This window comes from Rhizobium halophilum, from assembly GCF_021648825.1.
GTDB classification, from domain to species: Bacteria; Pseudomonadota; Alphaproteobacteria; order Rhizobiales; family Rhizobiaceae; genus Neorhizobium; species Neorhizobium halophilum.
The window spans coordinates 38,717-56,852 of sequence record NZ_JAKJHS010000010.1 but is presented as its reverse complement, the minus strand read 5'-3'; the positions used below and the strand labels follow the sequence as shown (position 1 = coordinate 56,852).

The window sequence follows — 18,136 nt, the reverse complement described above, 5'->3', positions numbered from 1 at the left end:
GGGATGATCATTATGAGGCCGCAACCGAGGAAGCGCACGCATTCGGCTTGCGTTGCGGGACGAAACGGGGATGATCGTCGGCAACCGATTTGAGACCGGAGTGAACATGCAAACCAAATACGAGATCCGCTTTGCGGCGTCTGCCAGCCTTGAAAACACGCTGACGGTAATGCTGCAGGCCAGCGGTGAGACGACATCTGCCGGCAGCAACGAGGCCGACCCACAGAACATTGCTGCCCGTGCCGCGCGGATCGCCGACTTCAAGGCCAAGGCAATGGGGACGTTGGAAGTCATCGCACCCGCAGGTTCTGCGGCGGATCGTCTGGTTGTCCTGGGGCTCGGCAAGCCAGAGGCCCTTTGCGCCAACGACTGGGTGCGGGCAGGCGGTGCAGCGGCGGGCCAGTTCCGGGCTGCTACGAAGGTGGTGATCTTTCTCGACGCGCCTGGTCTGGAGGTCGGCGCAGCTCAGGCCGCCGATTTCGCACTTGGCCTGCTGCTTCGCGCCTACAAGTTCGACATGTACAAGACAAAGAAGAAGGACGACGACGAGAAGCAGCCAAAGTCGGTCTCCGTCACCATCGTAACGGCTTGCCACCAGGACGCCCAGAAGCGTCTGGCTGAGGTTGAGGCGACTGCAGGAGGCGTGGTTCTTGCCCGCGATCTGGTCAATCTTCCGCCGAATGTACTGGGCCCGGTAGAGTTTGCCGAGAAGGCGAGGGAGCTGGAGAACCTGGGCGCCGAGGTGGAAATTCTGACCGAGAAGGAGATGCAGGATCTCAAGATGGGGGCTCTTCTAGGAGTCGCTCAGGGATCTGTACGTCCGCCGCGGCTTGCGGTCATCCAATGGAAGGGCGGCAAGGCGGGAGATGCGCCTGTGGCCTTCATCGGCAAGGGCGTCGTCTTCGACTCAGGCGGCATTTCAATTAAGCCGGGTGCCGGCATGGAGGACATGAAGGGCGACATGGGCGGCGCTGCCGCCGTGATCGGATTGATGCACGTGTTGGCGGCTCGCAAGGCGAAGGTCAACGCCATCGGGGTTCTGGGGCTCGTGGAAAACATGCCTGACGGCAATGCCCAACGTCCCGGCGATATTGTCACCTCCATGTCTGGTCAGACCATCGAGATCATCAATACGGACGCCGAAGGCCGTCTCGTTCTGGGCGATGCCCTTTGGTACTGCAACAAACGGTTCAAGCCACGCTACATGATCAACCTCGCGACACTGACGGGCGCCGTCCTCGTTGCGCTCGGCAACCAGCACGCCGGGCTCTTCTCCAATGACGACGAACTGTCGGAGCGGCTGACGGCGGCGGGCGAAGCGACGGGCGAAAAACTTTGGCGCATGCCGCTCGGCAAGGAATACGACAAGATGATCGATTCCAAGTTCGCCGATATGAAGAACACCGGCGGCCGCCATGCGGGCGCGATCACGGCCGCGCAGTTCCTCAAGCGCTTCGTCGGCGAGACGCCATGGGCGCATATCGACGTCGCCGGTACCGCCATGAACTCGCCCTCCACCGAGATCAGCCAGTCCTGGGCATCCGGCTATGGCGTGCGCCTGCTCGACCGTCTGGTACGCGACCACTACGAAGCCTGATGATGACGGAAGTCCTGTTCTACCACCTGACGGAGTCCAAGCTTGAGGACTCTCTTCCCGCACTTCTGGAAAAGAGTGTGGAGCGCGGTTGGCGGGTGGTGGTGCAGACGGCGGAAGAGGGGCGGCGGGATATTCTCGACGCCCATCTCTGGACCTACCGGGAAGACAGTTTCCTGCCGCACGGGACAGATTCGTCCGACCTTGCAACGGCACAGCCCGTATTGATCACCGCAACATCCCAGAACCCCAACGAGGCGAGCGTTCGCTTCCTTGTCGACGGGGCCGAGCCGCCACCGCTCGACGCTTACGAACGGGTCGTCTTCATGTTCGACGGCTATGATGCCTCCCAGCTGGAGAATGCCCGCAGCCAATGGAAACGGCTGAAGGGCGAGGGGCACACGCTGACCTATTGGCAGCAGTCGCCGGAAGGGCGCTGGGTGAAGAAGGCCTGACGCCTCAGCCTGCCATCGCCTCTTCATACTCCGAAGACAGCATAAGCCATTCTTCCTCGGCCGCGGAAAGCTTTGCTGCTGCCTCTCCGCGTTCCTTCGCCTTGGCTGCGGCCTTGGCCGGTGCCTTTTCGTAGAGCATCGGATCCGCAAGCTCTGCATCAAGAGCCTGAATCAGCTTCTCAAGCTTGGCGGTTAAGGATTCGATCTCGTTGATCTTTTTCTTCAGCGGCGCAAGCGAGGCCCGCTTTTCCGCATTCGCTTTCCGCTGCTCCGCCTTGTTGGCAGGCTCTTCCGCATAACCCTGCGTCTTGTCGTCTTTCTTTCGACCAGTCGCAATGATCACGTCGCGGTATTCGTCCAGATCGCCCTCGAAGGGTTTCACGGTTCCTTCGTTGACGAGCCACAGCCGGTCGACGGTGGCCTCGATGAGATGCCGGTCGTGGGAGATCAGGATCACGGCGCCGTCGTAGTCGTTGAGCGCCTCGATCAGTGCCCGGCGACTATCGATGTCGAGGTGGTTGGTCGGCTCGTCGAGGATGAGGAGGTTGGGCGCATGAAAGGTGGCGAGCCCCATGAGCAGGCGCGCCTTTTCACCGCCGGAAAGATCCTTCGCAGCCGTCGCCATCTTCTCCGTCGCAAGTCCCATCTGCGCCACCCGCGCCCGTACCTGCGCCTCGCCCGCCTGGGGCATGAGCCGGCGCACGTGGTCCACCGGCGTTTCGTTCGCGATCAGGTCGTCCAGCTGGTGCTGGGCGAAGAAGCCGATAGAGAGCGAGGGCGCGAGCTTCATCTCGCCGGCTTCCGGTTGCAACCGACCGGAGATCAGCTTGGCGAAGGTCGACTTGCCGTTGCCGTTGGAGCCGAGCAGCGCAATGCGGTCGTCATTGTCGATCCGCAGGCTGATGTTCTTCAGGATCGGCTTGCCAGGCTCATAGCCGACAGCACCCTTGCTGAGCGCAATGATTGGCGATGCCGGCTGCTTTTCCGGCCTGGGGAACTGGATCGGCTGGACATGGTCCTCGATGACGGCTGCCACCGTGCCCATGCGCTCCAGCGCCTTCACGCGGCTCTGCGCCTGCTTCGCCTTCGAGGCCTTCGCCTTGAACCGGTCGATGAAGCTCTGCAGGTGCTTGCGGGCGGCCTCGTTCTTGGCCTTCGCCTTCATCTGCAATTCGTCGGCTTCCGCCTTCTGCCGCTCGAAGCTGTCGTAACCGCCGCGGTAGAAGGTCAGCTTCTTTTGGTCCAGATGGACGATAGAGTTGACCGCGTTGTTCAGAAGGTCCCGGTCGTGGCTGATGATGATCACCGTGTACGGGTAGCGCCGGACATAGTCCTCCAGCCACAGCGTTCCTTCAAGGTCGAGATAGTTCGTCGGCTCGTCGAGAAGCAGCAGATCCGGCTCCGCGAATAGCACGGAAGCGAGTGCCACGCGCATGCGCCAGCCGCCGGAGAAGGAGGAGGCCGGCCGCAGCTGCGCCTCTGCATCGAAGCCGAGACCGGCAAGAATGCTGGCCGCGCGCGCCTCCGCCGAATGGGCGTCGATATCCACCAGCCGCATCTGGATCTCGGCAATCCGGTTGGGATCCGTCGCGACCTCGGCTTCCGTCAGGAGTGCCGTTCGCTCCTTGTCGGCAGCCAGTACGATGGAAATCAGCGAGTCTTCTGTACCCGGCGCTTCCTGAGCCACTTGGCCAATGCGAGCGTTCTTGGGAATGGAGACGGACCCGCTCTCGGCTGCGAGGTCACCGGTGATGACGCGGAAGAGGGTGGACTTGCCGGCCCCGTTGCGTCCCACAAGCCCGGCTTTCGTGCCGGCCGGCAGCGTGACGCTGGCATGGTCGAGGAGGAGTCGGCCGGCGACGCGGGCGGAAAGGTCAGTGATCGTGATCATGGCGCGGGTTTTGGCCGATCTTCGGCATCAAGGCAATATGCGCCGAAAGCCAGCAGTCGCCTGCAGATCGGCTAGCCGAGCCATACGTCGAGGAAGAGCATGATCACCAACCCGATCGCCAGACCGAAGGTTACCTGCTTCTGATGGCCGCTGCGATGGGTTTCGGGAATGATCTCGTGGCTGATGACATAGAGCATGGCGCCTGCGGCAAAGGCGAGACCCAGGGGAGCAGTGGCTGCGATATGCCGACAAGACCCGCACCCAGCAATCCTCCCAGCGGCTCGACGAGGCCGGTCAACCCGGCGATGACGAAGGCGCGCCACTTGCTGTACCCTTCTCCCAGCAGGGAGACTGCCACGGCCAGTCCCTCGGGCGCATTCTGCAAGCCGATCCCGATCGCGAGTGGAAGCCCGCCCTCGAAGCCATGCGCGCCGAAGCCGACGCCGACCGCCAATCCTTCGGGAATGTTGTGGATCGTGATCGCGATAATGAAGAGTCAGATCCGCCGCAGCGACGCGCCCTTTGGGCCTTCGTGACCGCTGTCGAAATGCTCGTGCGGCAGAAACTGGTTCATCAAGGCAACCCCGGCCATGCCGAGCAGGATCGCGATACAGGTGATCGCTGCCGGTACGGCGCCCGCGCCGAACTGTTCTTCGGCAGCATCGAGCGCAGGCATGATCAGGGAAAAGAATGAGGCCGACAGCATCACGCCGGCGGCAAAGCCCAGCGACAGGTCGCGGAAGGCGCCGCCCGGACGTCTGCCGAACAGGACGGGGACCGCACCCAGCGCCGTACACGATCCTGCGGCGAGACTGCCGAGCGTGCCCAGCAGGAGCGGAGACATCTCTTCGAACATCGTGGTGTATCAGCTCTCCCGTCAGATCCTCGACGGCGTTCGCATGGCTGCACCCAGGCGAGCGCCAGCGCCTTATCGTCCGCGCAGGCTGGAAAGCCAGTCGCAAGGCATATTGTTCCCGCTCAGGCAACCTCCACGGGCATCGCGCATTCCCTACGTCCACTGCCGCCCCTCGGCGCGCAGGAAGTAGATGAGATCGAGGATGAGCGAGGGCTTGCCAAGCGAGGTCAGGATCATGTGCACCTGCCCGCGATGATGGGTCTGATGGTTGAACACATGAGAAAGCACCGGGCCGAGCGGCTGCGTGATCACCACCGGGTTGCTGATCGGGCTGTAGGTGAAGGGCTGTTCCAATTGTTCTTCCCTCAGCGTGCTGACCCAGTCGATGATCCTCTGGTCTTCGGCCTCACGCGCCGCGCGCAGTTCGGCAAAGTCGTCGCAAAGGATCGCGTCCAGAGCCTCGGGAGCAGTTCCCGATCCTGTCATCCGCTTGAGCCAAATACGGTCGGCAGTCAGAAGATGGTTGAGCGTCCGGTGGGCTGAGCCGAAGAAGGCCCCCTTGTCTGCCCGGTACTCCTCGTCGGACAGAGAGGCGCAGGCTTCGTAGACAAGCTCGTTGGCCCAGCGGTTGTAGTCGGCGAACATCTGGAAATGGCGGTGCATCGAAAATCTCCTGTGGATCAGCGCCATCATATTGGCGAAGATCACCGGCGTGTGTGATGCGATCCATGAATTTTGCTGATTGGATCTGAGCCGTGCGCGCCGCCACAATGGCGCGATCATGATCGGGAGCTTTGAATGACAAGAGTACTCTATTCCCTCTGCGGCAAGGACGAGACGCGGCCATTTTCCCCGCATTGCTGGAAGGTGTCGCTGGCGCTTGCCCACAAGGGGCTGGATTATGTTGAGCGCCCGTATCCCTTCACCGCGATCCCCACCATCGAGGACGGGTTCTCCAAGACGGTGCCGATCCTCCGTGACGGCGATCGCCTCGTCCGCGACAGCTTCGACATCGCGCTCTACCTCGAAGAGACTTATCCCGATCACCCGACGCTCTTCGGTGGGGAGGGCGGCAAGGCGCTATCGCGGTTCGTGGAAAGCTTCTCGCAGATGATCCTCCACATGCCGGTCACCAAGATGGCGATCATGCACATCCATGACATGCTGGACGAAGGCGATCAGGCCTATTTCCGCCAGAGTAGATTGGAGCGTCTCGGGAAATCGATCGAGGAGGTCGCGGCCGAAGGTGAGGCGGAGCGCGCCGCCTTCGCAGCCCGGCTGGAGCCGGTGCGCCGCACGCTCCACTTCCAGCCCTATCTCGGTGGCGAGCGGCCGCTCTTTGCCGATTACATCCTGTTCGGTGCGCTCCAATGGATGCGGGTCACGGCAGGGACGCCGCCCTTGGCCGAAGACGATTCGGTGATGCAGTGGTTCGAGCGCTGCCTCGACCTCTATGACGGGCTCGGGCGACGTGTGACAGCCGCGTGAAATTGCCGGATCCCCCTTGTTTCCAGAGCGGCGGGCGGGTAAAGACCGCCCACTTTCTCAGGAACAAGGAACTGAACGATGGCGATTGAACGCACGTTTTCGATGATCAAGCCGGACGCCACCAAGCGCAACCTGACGGGCGCCATCACCAAGGTGTTCGAAGACAACGGCCTGCGCGTCGTTGCCTCCAAGCGCGTCTGGATGAGCAAGCGCGAAGCGGAAGGCTTCTATGCCGTTCACAAGGAGCGTCCCTTCTTCGGTGAACTCGTCGAAGGCATGACCTCCGGCCCGACCGTCGTTCAGGTCCTGGAAGGCGAGAACGCCATCCTCAAGAACCGCGAGATCATGGGCGCCACCAACCCGGAACAGGCTGCCGAAGGCACCATCCGCAAGACCTTCGCCCTTTCGATCGGCGAAAACTCGGTTCACGGCTCGGATGCTCCGGAAACCGCAGCCCAGGAAATCAAGTACTGGTTCTCCGATACCGAAATCGTCGGCTGATCGCCCTCGGATATGATCCAGAAGAGCCGGCCCTTGCGCCGGCTTTTTTCATGGCAGGGCATAGCTCCGGCAAGAAGCCCTCGTCCGTCAGCCGTGAGACGTCCGCATTGGGCCCGTAGACGCACGCCACCGACAGCGGTTTGCCGGCAGCACCGTTTAGAGCAGCACTGTTTAGGTCGGTGGATAGCGCCCGGCGGGTATTCCATAGGCTGGGCAATTGGGTATTGTCCAACGCTTGGATCTCAACCTGTATCGCCGGGAGAACATCATGCCGCGTAAACTGCCTTTCGGCCTTGTTGCCTGCTTGTCCTTGCTGTTTCCCATGAGTGCGCTGGCCCAATCGGTTGAACTGACTACAATGTTCAGAGGCCCCGACATGAGCTTGGAAGCCGTGAGTGATGGCCCCTTTGTCGGCATGGCGCAGTTGAGGCCGCGGGACGGTGGGCGGGACCAAAGATGGTTGATCTTCTCCGAAGGAGACTGGCTGCGGATTGGCAATAGAGGGGCGGGGAAGGATATGTGCCTCGACGTTGTGAATGGCGGAGACCGCAACAACTTCGTGGAAATGCGCCCATGCGGCAATTATTCTGGCCAGCTTTGGCAGATGCGTGGCGAAGGCGACGATATCCGGCTGACGACGCAGTTTCGTGGCGATTGGATGTGCCTGGACATCGTCAACGGCGGCTTCGCTGACAATATTGCCCATCTGGCTCCCTGTGGAAATTACTCCGGCCAGTTGTGGCAGGTTAAGCAATAGGAACATCTGGGCTCCCCTGTCGCCGGCTTCCAGCGACAGGATTGCTCGTCACCGCCACCGGTCACGCGCCCGGTCGTCCGCGTCCTTGGCGGCAACCCAGTCCCCGGTTGAACCGTCCGCCTTATGCTCCTTCTTCCAGAAGGGTGCGGAAGTTTTGAGGAAGTCCATCATAAAGCTTGCGCCGTCGAAAGCGGCCTGGCGGTGCGGTGCCGTTGCGATCACCAGCACGATGTTCTCGCCAGGGGCAATCTTGCCGAAGCGATGAATGGCGGTGAGGCCGAGCAAGGAAAATCGCTCCACCGCAAGCTCCGCGGTCCGCTGCATTTCTGCTTCTGCCATGCCCGGATAGTGTTCAAGTTCCAGCGCAGACAGTGAACCCTGCTCGTCGCGGCAGAGGCCCGTAAATGTCACGACTGCGCCGATGTCTCGCCGGTCGTGCGTCAGCGCTTCGATCTCGACTTGCAGCTCGAAATCCTGCGTTTGTACGCGGACCGAAGGCGCCGTCATGGCTCAGCCACCCGTCATCGGTGGAAAGATGCCAATTTCACATGCATTGCCGATCGGCTCATGGTGCTCGACATGCTCCTGGTCAAGCGCGACGCGGATCACCTCCGGATACTGAAGCGCCGCCTCATACTCCTCTCCAAGGGTCTTCAGGTGACTGAGCAACTGGCGCACCGTCCTGACGTCCTCCGGAAGTTCGATTTGCTCTTCCGGCTTACCGATGCGCTCGCGCACCCAGGCGAAGTAGACGAGCTTTGGCATCTCAATCCACCATGTGCTTCAGGCCGGCCTTGAAGTAGTCGTAGCCGGTGTACATCGTCAGAACAGCTGCGATCCAGAGCAGGCCAATTCCGAGTTCGGTCGTATAAGGGAGGATCTTGTCGCCTGCGGGACCGGCCAGCAGGAAGGCGATCGCGACCATCTGGATCGTCGTCTTCCATTTGGCGATCCGCGTCACCGGTACGGCGACTTTCAGCGCCGCAAGATACTCGCGCAGGCCTGAGACCAGGATCTCCCGGCAGAGGATCGTGATCGCTGCCCAGATCGACCATCCGGCAATCGTACCGTCCGCGGCCATAAGCAACAAAACCGAAGCAACCAGCAACTTGTCGGCGATGGGATCGAGCATACGCCCGATATTCGAGGTCTGGTTCCAGATACGCGCGAGGTAGCCGTCCAGGTAGTCCGTTATGGAGGCGACGGCAAAAAGCACAAGCGCAGTCCACCGAGCGAAATCCGAACTGGCGAGTTTGCCTTCGACGAAAAAGCAAAGGACGATCATCGGCACGGCAACGATGCGCGCATAGGTCAGAAGATTAGGAATATTGTACGCGCGCGATCTCATTTCAAAACCTGTTGATTAACTTCCCTTAGTTGGCCCTTCCTGCAGCAGGCGTCAACAGCCGGGACGGCCATTCGAGTTCTATTCGCGACATCAGCCGGACGGCTTCTCATGGAAATGATGGTAGACGATCTTGGCAACGCTCTCGGAGATGCCTTCCACCGCCATCAGGTCGTTGAGACCCGCGCGGGAGACGGCTTTGGCTGTGCCGAAATGCTGGAGCAGCTTCCGTTTGCGACCAGGCCCGATCCCGGCAATCTCGTCGAGCGGGTTCTTGACCATCTCCTTCTTGCGGCGGGCGCGGTGGGAGCCGATAGCAAACCTATGCGCCTCGTCGCGCATGCGCTGGACGAAGTAGAGGACGGGGTCTCGTGGCGGCAGTGAGAAATCGCTGCGGCCGTCAGTGAAGAATCGCTCTCGTCCCGCGTCACGATCGACGCCCTTGGCGACGCCAATGGCAGTGACCACATCGCGGATGCCGAGTTCTTCCAGAATGCCTCGCACTGCCGACATCTGTCCCTGGCCGCCATCGATCAGAATGACGTCCGGCCAGGCAGGGAAGGGGGCATCCGCATCCTCCGGTGCGGCGCTGTTGGAACGATCCGGTCTGCCTTCCTCCTTCAGCAGCCGGCTGAAGCGGCGCGTCATCACTTCGCGCATCATGCCGAAGTCGTCGCCGGGCGTGATCTCCGTCGATTTGATGTTGAACTTGCGGTACTGGTTCTTCACGTAGCCTTCCGGGCCGGCGACCACCATGCCGCCCACGGCATTGGTACCCATGATATGCGAGTTGTCGTAGATCTCGATGCGCCGCGGCACATAGGAGAGGTCGAAGGTGTCGGCAAAGCCTTTCAACAGTCGTGCCTGGGAGGAAGTCTCGGCGAGCTTGCGACCGTGTGCCTCGCGAGCGTTCCCCAGGACGTGTTCGACCAGGTCCCGCTTTTCGCCCCGTTGTGGAACGGAAATCGTCACCCTCTGGCCGGCCTTTTCGCAAAACGCCATCGCCAGCAGCTCCTGCTCCTCCACTGTCTGGGACAGGAGGATCTGCTTCGGCACCGGCTTGTCGTCATAGAACTGCGCCAGGAAGGCGTTGAGCACTTCGGCACCTGTCATCTGCGGATCGGCCTTCGGGAAATAGGCGCGATTGCCCCAGTTCTGGCCGGTGCGGAAGAAGAACACCTGGATGCAGGTGAGGCCTCCCTCGTGATGGATCGCGAACACGTCCGCCTCGTCGACGCCGGCCGGATTAATACCCTGATGGCTCTGCACGTGGCTGAGGGCTGCGAGCCGGTCGCGGTAGATAGCGGCGCGCTCGAAATCGAGCTCCTCGGAGGCCTCTGCCATCTGCCGCGAGATTGTGGCCTTCACGTTCTGGCTTTTGCCCGACAGGAAATCTTTCGCCTCGCGAACGAGTTCGGCATACCCCTCGTCACTGATTTCGTGGGTGCAGGGGCCGGAGCAGCGCTTGATCTGATAAAGCAGGCAGGGCCGCGTGCGCGTCTCGAAGACGCTGTCCGTGCAGGTCCGCAGCAAAAAGGCTCGCTGCAGCGAGTTGATTGTCCGGCCAACCGCGCTCGCCGAGGCGAAGGGCCCGAAGTAGTCCCCCTTGCGGGCGCGTGCTCCGCGATGCTTGAAGATGGCCGGCGCCCGGTGGTCGCCGGTGATCATGATATAGGGGAAGGACTTGTCGTCGCGCAGCAGCACGTTGAAGCGCGGGCGCAGGCGCTTGATGAGGTTCGCCTCGAGCAGCAGCGCCTCTGTTTCCGTGCGCGTCGTGACGAATTCCATGTGCGTCGTTTCGCGCACCATGCGCGACAGCCGGTTGGAGTGGACGCGTCCCTGGGCGTAGTTGCTCACCCGTTTCTTCAGGCTGCGAGCCTTGCCGACATACATGACATCGCCCGCTGCGTTCAGCATGCGGTAGACACCCGGAGCGTTCGGCAGATGCTTGACGAACTCGGCGATGAGATCGGCGCCCTTGAGCCCGCTCTCGTTCTTCAGCGCCTCGTTCCAGTCAATACCGAGCGCCCGCTCGAGCACGGGTTCTGAGGCTACCTGTTCCTCGTCGTCGTCCTCGTTCTCATCGTAAAGAACGCCGCCTTCGGGCAGCTTGGCTGAGTTCATTGCGTCCTCTTGGCCGGTGGCGCCGCTTCTACAGGTGCTGCACTGCCTGTTGCCGGCTCGAATCGCTTCCTTCGTGAATGCCTTACAGGTAGTGCGTCGCGGTCTCCATTGAAAGGCGGCAGCCCCATTCGTGGGGTGAGCGGTGTGCGGCCATGTCATCAGGGCGGCAGAGACAGTGTAAACATCCGGTAAAGGTGCAGAGGGGATTGCCGGGCTAATCTGGCGCCCGAGGGTGGATACGGTCCCTGATCAAAATAATGGTTAAGAAACATCATGTTGCCGCGTTGCAACATCACCTTTTTGCCGCTCTGGAAACACAATCAATTCACATTTCGGCTCTTTCTTGCCCGCATTTGCCGAACATGTTCGTCTCAGCGGGCCGGGCAAGCATTGGTGGCAGTCTCGTCGCCGAACATTCCGGCCCGGCAAACCAGGAGAATTTGTATGCGTACTCTCATCGCAACCTTGGTGGCTTCGGCTGCTACTTTCGCCGCCTGCTCGGGCGCCAATGCCGCTGATGCCGTCGACCAGATCCCGGAGGCACCCGTTGCCTACGAGCAGCCGGCACCGGCAAAGGATTGGAGCGGGGCTTACCTCGGCGGCTACGGCGCCTATGACTGGGGCCGCTTCGGCAGCAGCGATCGTGATGGCGCCTTCGGTGGCGGCGTCTTCGGCGGCTATAACATGCAGAGCGGCCAGATCGTCTACGGTCTCGAAGGCGACGTCGGCTACAATGGCGAAGAACAGGACGTCGCAACGGGCGTCGATGGCAAGGCCGGCTGGAATGGGTCCGTTCGCGCTCGCGTCGGTTACGACCTCAACCCGTTCCTGATCTACGGTACGGCCGGTGTGGCCCTGCAGGACAACGAACTGTCCGACGCGACGTCTTCCGACAGCAACACGGCCGTAGGTTATACGGTTGGTGCCGGCGCGGAAGCGCTCGTGACCGACAACATCACGGCCCGCGTCGAGTACCGCTACACCGACTTCGGTAGCGACACCTATAACCTCGACAGTGGCTCATTCTCGCGCGGCTACGACGACCACAGCGTCAAGGTCGGTATCGGCGTCAAGTTCTGATATCTGCTTAATCGAAAGAAGAAATGCCGGTGGCTAAGCTGCCGGCATTTCTGTTCAAGCGCTCGCCTTCAACTCCGTATAATCCGGGAACTGCGTCAGGAATGCATCCGGCCACGCCGCAAGCTCCTCGCGGCCGGCGCGCCAGTTCCGGTCGTCGAATCGAAGGTCCAGATAGCTCAAGAGTGCCGCCAACGCGAAATGGCCGCCGTGGAGCTTCTTGCCCGTTTTCGGCGGATGGGCGTTGAGGTAGTCAAGCCCGCGGCTGACCTTGTCCCATTGCTTGTCGATCCACGGCTGGTGAACCCGGTCCTCGGGGCGGCTGCGACGCTCGTTCATGATCGCCAGAAGGCTGTCCATCATGCCGTCGCACAGTGCTTCCAGCACTTCGGCGTCGGTGCGTTTAAGATCCTTCTTGGGATAGATCATGCCGCCCGATAGCCGGTCCAGATAATGCATGATCGCAACACTGTCATAGATAGGTGCCTCACCTTTTCGCAACAGGGTGGGGATCTTGCCGAGCGGGTTGTTGTCCAGCAGTTCCGGAGGATTGCTTGCGGTGTCCACCTTCACGGTCTCAAGATCAATATCGGCATGGCGCGCCGCCATCCTGACCTTGGCGGCATAGGGGGAGGCGGGCGAGTATAAGAGCTTCATTTGGGACGTGTCCTTGAATGGCTGTTCGTCTAGTTCACGGGCGGAAGGTCAATGCGATCAAGGCGGCAGCCGCGGCGATCGACTTCCAGGCAGTCGCGGAACTGCAGGTTCCTCGTCAGGCAGATACGCACCTCCTCCAATTGCCGTCCCTCACAGATGGCGGCGATGCCGCGTTCGGTCAGACCGGGATTGGCCGCGACAAACGCTGCCTCGATCTCCTCGGACGATAGGGTTAGACGTCGCTTGCCTTCGGCAAGTTCAGCAGGGATCGCGACGCGACCGAAAGCTTCCCGGGTCTGCGCCAGATAATCCCGCTGGCTAAGCCCGGTGCAACTGCCATGCTTGCGCCACTGGTGGCCGATCAGTCCCATCGAGGGCATGATGTCGAACATAGTCTCTCCGAGCGCCTGCGGTACACGCTGAGGCTCGCGGCTGGCGCAGAACTCCGGATAACCCCGCTCGTGCTGTGGCCAAAGGCCGTGCACGACGAATGCATGACGATCGCTGCCGTTGCATTGCTGGGAACTGCGCCCGCCCTCTTGGGAGGCACAGTAGGTGGGCGACCACGAGAGCGAAAGGACATAGAAGTCAAAATCAGGAGACTGCCCCTGCGCGGCGTTGAACGTCACAAGGAGCATGATTGCAGCAAAAGCTGTTCTAAAAGGTTGATACCTCAATCCGTTGCCTCCAAAGTAACCGAGTCAGCTAATGCACCGCAGTCGCTGATATGCCTTGGAGGAGCGAAGATCGGCAAGACGGAATGACATTGAAGAAATATTTCTGGCCCGTGGTTGGTGCGGCAACGATAGCTGTTTGCGGCTGGCTTCTCTACAAGGAACTTCGTGGACTCTCACTCGACGACGTCTGGGAGAGCTTGGTAGCTATCTCCGGGCTCCACTGGTTTCTTGCCGCCTTGTCGACGTTGGTCGCCTATGCAGCGCTTGCGGGCTATGACCGGATTGCGCTCATGCATCTCGGCAAAAAGGTGAACCTGTGGTTCATCACTGTCTCATCCTTCACCACCTATGCGCTTTCGCACAATATCGGCGCCTCCGTTATCTCCGGCGGTGTGGTCCGCTACAGGGCCTATTCCTCCAAAGGATTGAGCGGCCGTGAGATCGGCGCCTTGATCGCGCTTTGCTCATTCACCTTTGTTCTCGGCACATTGGTGTTGGCCGGGCTGGTACTGGTGTTAAAGCCACACATCACAGAGCGGTTCGGCGACGGCTTCGCGATCAGCGCATCTTCAGGCACCGGCATCGGCATTCTCGCGCTCATAGCGATCTACGTCGCCATTAGCTTTCTACGCCCTCGATCGATCAAGATCGGCAAGACGCAGCTAACCTACCCATCTCCGCGCGTGGTCCTATCCCAGCTCATCATTGGTCCGCTCGAGCTGATCGGTGCGGCTGGCATCATCTATTTTGCGTTGCCGGAAGTTGGAAACCCCGGGTTCATCGTGGTCCTCGGCATCTTCCTAGTCTCGTTTTCCGCGGCGCTGATTTCCCACGCGCCAGGAGGGTTAGGCGTTCTAGAACTCGTCTTCGTAATGGGCCTGCCTGACATGGATCAGGCAGACGTCATCGCGGCACTGCTTGTCTTCCGGCTGTTCTATCTGCTGATTCCATTCGCCATCGCGCTGGCGGTGATCTTCATCTTCGAGCGGACGCAGTACAGAGCCAATCAGGCATCTGCCGAATCTTGATCGACGTCTTCCCCTCGCAGCCAGAACGCCCGCTGTGAGGCGAAACGATCTCGCGCCATGGCCTCCTTGAGGACAGGCAGCACGACATGCATCTCGTCCTTCAGCGTGAATGGCGGGTTGACGATAACCAATCCTGAGCCGTTGAGCCCTGTCGTTTCTCGGTCGCTGCAGACCGTCAGCTCGACGCAGAGCATCTTCGGGATATTCAGATCCTGCAGCGCCTGATGAAAGTCCTTGATGGGAGCTCCTTTCTTCAGCGGGTACCACAGGCAATAGGTGCCGCCAGGAAAGCGGCGGTGCGCGCCTGCCAATCCGCTCGCCAGATGCGCGTATTCGCCCTCCTCCTCGAACGGTGGATCCACGAGCACGATCCCGCGCTTCTCCTTGGGCGGCAGGTGAGCCCCGAGCGCCAGCCATCCATCGAGTTCCGTCACCCGCACCTGATAATCGCCCTCGAACAGGCGGGAGAGGCGATTGTAGTCGTCCGAATGCAGTTCCATCGCCGACAGGCGGTCCTGCGGGCGAAACAGCATTCGCGCCAGTTTCGGCGATCCAGGATAGAGCGTCAGGTCGGCGCCGGGATTGAGCGCGCGGATCGCCGAGACATAGGGGTCCAGCAGTTCAGCCGCCCTGGGCGGCAGATCGGCTTCCATCAGCCGCCCGATGCCGTCGCGCCATTCGCCGGTCTTCTGCGCCTCCTCGGACGACAGGTCATAGAGGCCAATGCCGGCATGGGTGTCGAGCATCCGGAAAGCCTTGTCCTTCTTCTGCATGTAGGCGATGAGTCGCGAAAGCACCGCATGCTTGAGCACGTCCGCAAAATTGCCCGCATGGTAGATGTGCCGATAGTTCATGGCTGCTTCCGCCCCGTATGAATTAATTTGATGGGCTGCAAATCTCGCTTCTTGCGCCTCCCTGCTTCGAATATAGAAAACCGATGAACCTTGCGACCCCGATCACGGCGAAAGCCGCTCCCACCGTCACGCGCGTCGGACACACCGTGTGCCCACATGACTGCCCGTCCGCCTGCGCCCTCGATGTCGATCTCACGCCAGAAGGCCGCATTGGCAGGGTGCGCGGCTCGAATGAGAATACCTATACCGCCGGCGTCATCTGCGCCAAGGTGGCGCGCTACAGCGAGCGCATCTATCACCCGAAGCGCCTGCTGACGCCAAAGCGCCGGCTGGGAGCCAAGGGCGAGGGCGCCTGGCAGGAAATCTCTTGGGAAGCGGCCCTTGATGAAGTCGCCGAGGCATTTGTCCAGGCAGAGGCCCGCCACGGCTCCGAGGCTGTCTGGCCCTATTTCTACGCCGGCACAATGGGCCAGGTGCAGCGTGATTCCATTGAGCGCCTGCGTCACGCCAAGAAATATTCCGGTTTCTTTGGCTCGATTTGCACGAACATGGCCTGGACCGGCTATGTGATGGGCACCGGCGCCCTGCGCGGACCGGACCCTCGAGAAATGGCGAAAGCCGACTGCGTCGTCATCTGGGGGACCAATGCCGTCTCCACCCAGGTCAACGTGATGACGCATGCGGTGCGGGCGCGCAAGGACCGCGGCGCGCCGATCGTCGTCATCGACATCTACGACAACCCGACGATGAAGCAGGCCGACATGGGCCTGATCCTGAAGCCCGGCACCGACGCCGCACTTGCCTGTGCCGTCATGCATGTCTCGTTCCGAGACGGATACGCCGATCGCGACTACATGGCGAAGTTTGCCGATGACCCGGCCGGGCTGGAGGAGCATCTGCGGACCAGGACGCCGGAGTGGGCATCTGCGATCACGGGCCTGACGGTGGAGGAAATCGAAGCCTTCGCCCGCCTTGTCGGCACGACGAAGAAGACCTTCTTCCGCCTCGGCTACGGCTTCGGGCGCCAACGCAACGGCACGGTCTCCATGCATGCGGCCCTGTCGGTCGCCACCGTCCTCGGCTCCTGGCAACATGAAGGCGGTGGCGCCTTCCACAACAACGGCGACATCTTCCGCCTGAACAAGGCAGAACTGATGGGAACGGCCTATGCCGATCCCGACCTCCGCATGCTCGACCAGTCGCAGATCGGTCGCGTGCTGACCGGCGACGCCGACGCGCTGCGCCATCGCGGCCCTGTCACCGCGCTCCTGATCCAAAACACCAATCCGGTGAATGTCGCGCCGGAGCAGCGGCTGGTGAAGCAGGGCTTCGCCCGCGAAGATCTCTTCGTCGCCGTTCACGAACAGTTCCTGACGGAAACGGCTGAGATGGCCGATGTCATCCTGCCCGCGACGATGTTTCTCGAGCATGACGACCTTTATCGCGCCGGCGGACAGAACCACATCCTGCTCGGGCCCAAGCTGGTCGAGCCGCCGGAAACGGTGCGTACCAACCTCTTGGTCATCGAGGAACTTGCCAAACGCCTCGGCGTCTCTCATTACCCCGGCTTCGGCCTTTCGGAGCGAGAGCATATCGACCGCATGTTGGAGGCCAGCGGCTGGCCCGGGTTCGAGACGCTTGCCCTGCAGCGCTGGATCGACGCCCAGCCCGACTTCGACACGGCGCATTACCTCAAGGGCTTCGGCTATCCAGACGGCAAGTTCCGCTTCAGCCCCGACTGGGCAAACGGCCCGTCCCCGAATCGTCCGCCGAAGAGCCTGGGGCCTATGGGGCCGGTCGCGGCCCTGCCGAAGTTTCCCGACTACGTCCCGGTGATCGAGGAGGCCGATGCCGAGCATCCCTTCCGACTCGCAACATCGCCCGCCCGCAACTTCCTCAACTCCACCTTCGCCGAGACACCGACCTCGGCGCAGAAGGAGGGCCGGCCCGAGGTGATGATCGAGCCTTCCGACGCACTTCGCCTCGGCATCCTTGACGGCGACATCGTCCGCCTCGGCAACACGCGCGGCGAGATCCGTCTCCATGCGCGGATCGTTGCGGGCGCCAAGCCGGGCGTACTGATCGCAGAAGGCCTCTGGCCCAACAAGGCGCATCTCGACGGGGAGGGGATCAACGTATTGACCGGTGCCGATGCCGTCGCGCCATATGGCGGCGCCGCCTTCCACGATAACCGCGTCTGGCTGCGCAAGGACCCTGCATGAGCAAGCTTGAGAATGCGAAGATCGAGATCGTCGAGGACAAGACGCTCTCGGACAACTGGTACCACCTGCGCAAGGTCACCTTCGACTACACAAGCTCCAAGGGAGAAACCAACCGGCTCTCGCGGGAAGTCTATGACCGCGGCAACGGTGCAACCATCCTGCTGTTTGACCCGAACCGTCAGGTCGTCGTCCTCGTCAAACAGCTCCGCATGCCAGCGCATGTCAACGGCCATTCCGGCTGGATGATCGAGACGCCGGCTGGCCTCTTGGATGGTGATCACCCGGAGGAGGCAATCCGCCGCGAGGCGGTGGAGGAAACGGGTTACGAAGTGAGCGACGTCCGCTTCCTCTTCGAATGCTTCATGTCCCCCGGCGCCGTCACCGAGCGCATCCATTTCTTCTACGCGCCGATCGACCTCAGTCACAAAGTGGAGGACGGAGGCGGGCTGGACGATGAGCACGAGGACATCGAGGTGCTGGAAATACCGCTCGACGAGGCGCTCGCAATGATCAGCACCGGCGAGATCTGCGATGGCAAGACGATCATGCTCCTGCACTGGGCGGCGCTGAACCGGGACAAGCTTTAGAGCGTCTGCGTAGAGGCGACGAC

20 protein-coding genes and 1 pseudogene are annotated in these 18,136 nt (G+C 61.5%); 9 read left to right on the top strand and 12 right to left on the bottom strand.

Translation table 11 applies throughout. The features are described 5' to 3' along the window. The first annotated feature begins 106 nt into the window (after window positions 1-106). Together LXM96_RS17245 and LXM96_RS17240 are read left to right on the top strand one after the other, a co-directional pair. Window positions 107-1,597, top strand: coding sequence for a leucyl aminopeptidase (locus LXM96_RS17245; protein ID WP_239999804.1), 1,491 nt, complete (start codon window positions 107-109; stop codon window positions 1,595-1,597). A gap of 2 nt (window positions 1,598-1,599) precedes the next feature. After that, window positions 1,600-2,049, top strand: a complete 450-nt coding sequence (locus LXM96_RS17240; protein ID WP_239999895.1) for a DNA polymerase III subunit chi — start codon at window positions 1,600-1,602, stop codon at window positions 2,047-2,049. 4 nt (window positions 2,050-2,053) lie between these two features. On the opposite strand, the gene abc-f is transcribed toward LXM96_RS17240, so the two are convergent. The 5 genes and pseudogenes from abc-f to LXM96_RS17220 form a co-directional block, all read right to left on the bottom strand. Then, on the bottom strand, window positions 2,054-3,940 hold the full coding sequence (abc-f, locus tag LXM96_RS17235) for a ribosomal protection-like ABC-F family protein (RefSeq protein ID WP_239999803.1): 1,887 nt from the start codon (window positions 3,938-3,940) through the stop codon (window positions 2,054-2,056). Between the two features lie 71 nt (window positions 3,941-4,011). Beyond that, window positions 4,012-4,137, bottom strand: a complete 126-nt coding sequence (locus LXM96_RS21665; RefSeq protein WP_262913743.1) for a hypothetical protein — start codon at window positions 4,135-4,137, stop codon at window positions 4,012-4,014. Between the two features lie 101 nt (window positions 4,138-4,238). Then, window positions 4,239-4,394, bottom strand: a pseudogene (locus LXM96_RS21765) (ZIP family metal transporter); the annotation flags it as partial. A 42-nt stretch (window positions 4,395-4,436) separates the two neighbouring features. Further along, window positions 4,437-4,796, bottom strand: a complete 360-nt coding sequence (locus LXM96_RS17225) for a ZIP family metal transporter (protein WP_239999802.1) — start codon at window positions 4,794-4,796, stop codon at window positions 4,437-4,439. 153 nt (window positions 4,797-4,949) lie between these two features. After that, window positions 4,950-5,459 carry a DinB family protein gene (locus LXM96_RS17220; protein ID WP_239999801.1) on the bottom strand — a complete coding sequence of 170 codons (510 nt, stop codon included), beginning with the start codon at window positions 5,457-5,459 and terminating at the stop codon, window positions 4,950-4,952. 135 nt (window positions 5,460-5,594) lie between these two features. Between LXM96_RS17220 and LXM96_RS17215 the strand changes: the two genes are divergently transcribed. The 3 genes from LXM96_RS17215 to LXM96_RS17205 all read left to right on the top strand — a co-directional run bounded on the left by LXM96_RS17215 (window position 5,595) and on the right by LXM96_RS17205 (window position 7,542). Further along, window positions 5,595-6,284: a glutathione S-transferase family protein gene (locus LXM96_RS17215; protein ID WP_239999800.1), complete on the top strand. Its 690-nt coding sequence runs from the start codon at window positions 5,595-5,597 to the stop codon at window positions 6,282-6,284. A 78-nt stretch (window positions 6,285-6,362) separates the two neighbouring features. After that, the gene (gene ndk, locus LXM96_RS17210) at window positions 6,363-6,785 is read left to right on the top strand and encodes a nucleoside-diphosphate kinase (RefSeq protein WP_239999799.1); all 423 of its coding nucleotides are present in this window, start codon (window positions 6,363-6,365) and stop codon (window positions 6,783-6,785) included. 268 nt (window positions 6,786-7,053) lie between these two features. After that, a complete protein-coding gene (locus LXM96_RS17205) occupies window positions 7,054-7,542 on the top strand; it encodes an RICIN domain-containing protein (RefSeq protein WP_239999798.1) in 489 nt (162 codons plus the stop codon). A gap of 48 nt (window positions 7,543-7,590) precedes the next feature. On the opposite strand, the gene LXM96_RS17200 is transcribed toward LXM96_RS17205, so the two are convergent. From LXM96_RS17200 to uvrC, 4 genes are all read right to left on the bottom strand, one after another. Further along, on the bottom strand, window positions 7,591-8,049 hold the full coding sequence (locus LXM96_RS17200) for a molybdenum cofactor biosynthesis protein MoaE (RefSeq protein WP_239999797.1): 459 nt from the start codon (window positions 8,047-8,049) through the stop codon (window positions 7,591-7,593). Between the two features lie 3 nt (window positions 8,050-8,052). Further along, on the bottom strand, window positions 8,053-8,307 hold the full coding sequence (gene moaD, locus LXM96_RS17195) for a molybdopterin converting factor subunit 1 (protein WP_239999796.1): 255 nt from the start codon (window positions 8,305-8,307) through the stop codon (window positions 8,053-8,055). A gap of 1 nt (window position 8,308) precedes the next feature. Next, window positions 8,309-8,890, bottom strand: coding sequence for a CDP-diacylglycerol--glycerol-3-phosphate 3-phosphatidyltransferase (gene pgsA / locus LXM96_RS17190; RefSeq protein WP_239999795.1), 582 nt, complete (start codon window positions 8,888-8,890; stop codon window positions 8,309-8,311). Between the two features lie 90 nt (window positions 8,891-8,980). Then, on the bottom strand, window positions 8,981-11,011 hold the full coding sequence (gene uvrC, locus LXM96_RS17185; RefSeq protein WP_239999794.1) for an excinuclease ABC subunit UvrC: 2,031 nt from the start codon (window positions 11,009-11,011) through the stop codon (window positions 8,981-8,983). A 444-nt stretch (window positions 11,012-11,455) separates the two neighbouring features. On the opposite strand from uvrC, the gene LXM96_RS17180 reads away from it, so the two are divergent. Further along, a complete protein-coding gene (locus tag LXM96_RS17180) occupies window positions 11,456-12,091 on the top strand; it encodes an outer membrane protein (protein ID WP_239999793.1) in 636 nt (211 codons plus the stop codon). 54 nt (window positions 12,092-12,145) lie between these two features. On the opposite strand, the gene LXM96_RS17175 is transcribed toward LXM96_RS17180, so the two are convergent. After that, complete coding sequence (locus LXM96_RS17175; RefSeq protein WP_239999792.1) at window positions 12,146-12,745, bottom strand: glutathione S-transferase; 600 nt, start codon at window positions 12,743-12,745, stop codon at window positions 12,146-12,148. A 29-nt stretch (window positions 12,746-12,774) separates the two neighbouring features. After that, window positions 12,775-13,383, bottom strand: coding sequence for a ribonuclease T2 family protein (locus LXM96_RS17170; protein ID WP_239999790.1), 609 nt, complete (start codon window positions 13,381-13,383; stop codon window positions 12,775-12,777). 122 nt (window positions 13,384-13,505) lie between these two features. On the opposite strand from LXM96_RS17170, the gene LXM96_RS17165 reads away from it, so the two are divergent. After that, window positions 13,506-14,450 carry a lysylphosphatidylglycerol synthase domain-containing protein gene (locus tag LXM96_RS17165; protein WP_239999789.1) on the top strand — a complete coding sequence of 315 codons (945 nt, stop codon included), beginning with the start codon at window positions 13,506-13,508 and terminating at the stop codon, window positions 14,448-14,450. Here the strand turns inward: LXM96_RS17165 and LXM96_RS17160 are convergent. After that, the gene (locus LXM96_RS17160; RefSeq protein WP_239999788.1) at window positions 14,429-15,304 is read right to left on the bottom strand and encodes a 23S rRNA (adenine(2030)-N(6))-methyltransferase RlmJ; all 876 of its coding nucleotides are present in this window, start codon (window positions 15,302-15,304) and stop codon (window positions 14,429-14,431) included. The genes LXM96_RS17165 and LXM96_RS17160 overlap by 22 nt on opposite strands. A gap of 83 nt (window positions 15,305-15,387) precedes the next feature. On the opposite strand from LXM96_RS17160, the gene LXM96_RS17155 reads away from it, so the two are divergent. Next, entirely contained in the window at window positions 15,388-17,526 is a 2,139-nt protein-coding gene (locus tag LXM96_RS17155) for a molybdopterin-containing oxidoreductase family protein (protein ID WP_239999787.1), read from the top strand. After that, window positions 17,523-18,113 (top strand): NUDIX domain-containing protein, encoded by a 591-nt coding sequence (locus LXM96_RS17150; protein ID WP_239999786.1) that lies wholly within the window; start codon window positions 17,523-17,525, stop codon window positions 18,111-18,113. The genes LXM96_RS17155 and LXM96_RS17150 overlap by 4 nt, the downstream gene beginning before the upstream one ends. Window positions 18,114-18,136: the final 23 nt, after the last annotated feature.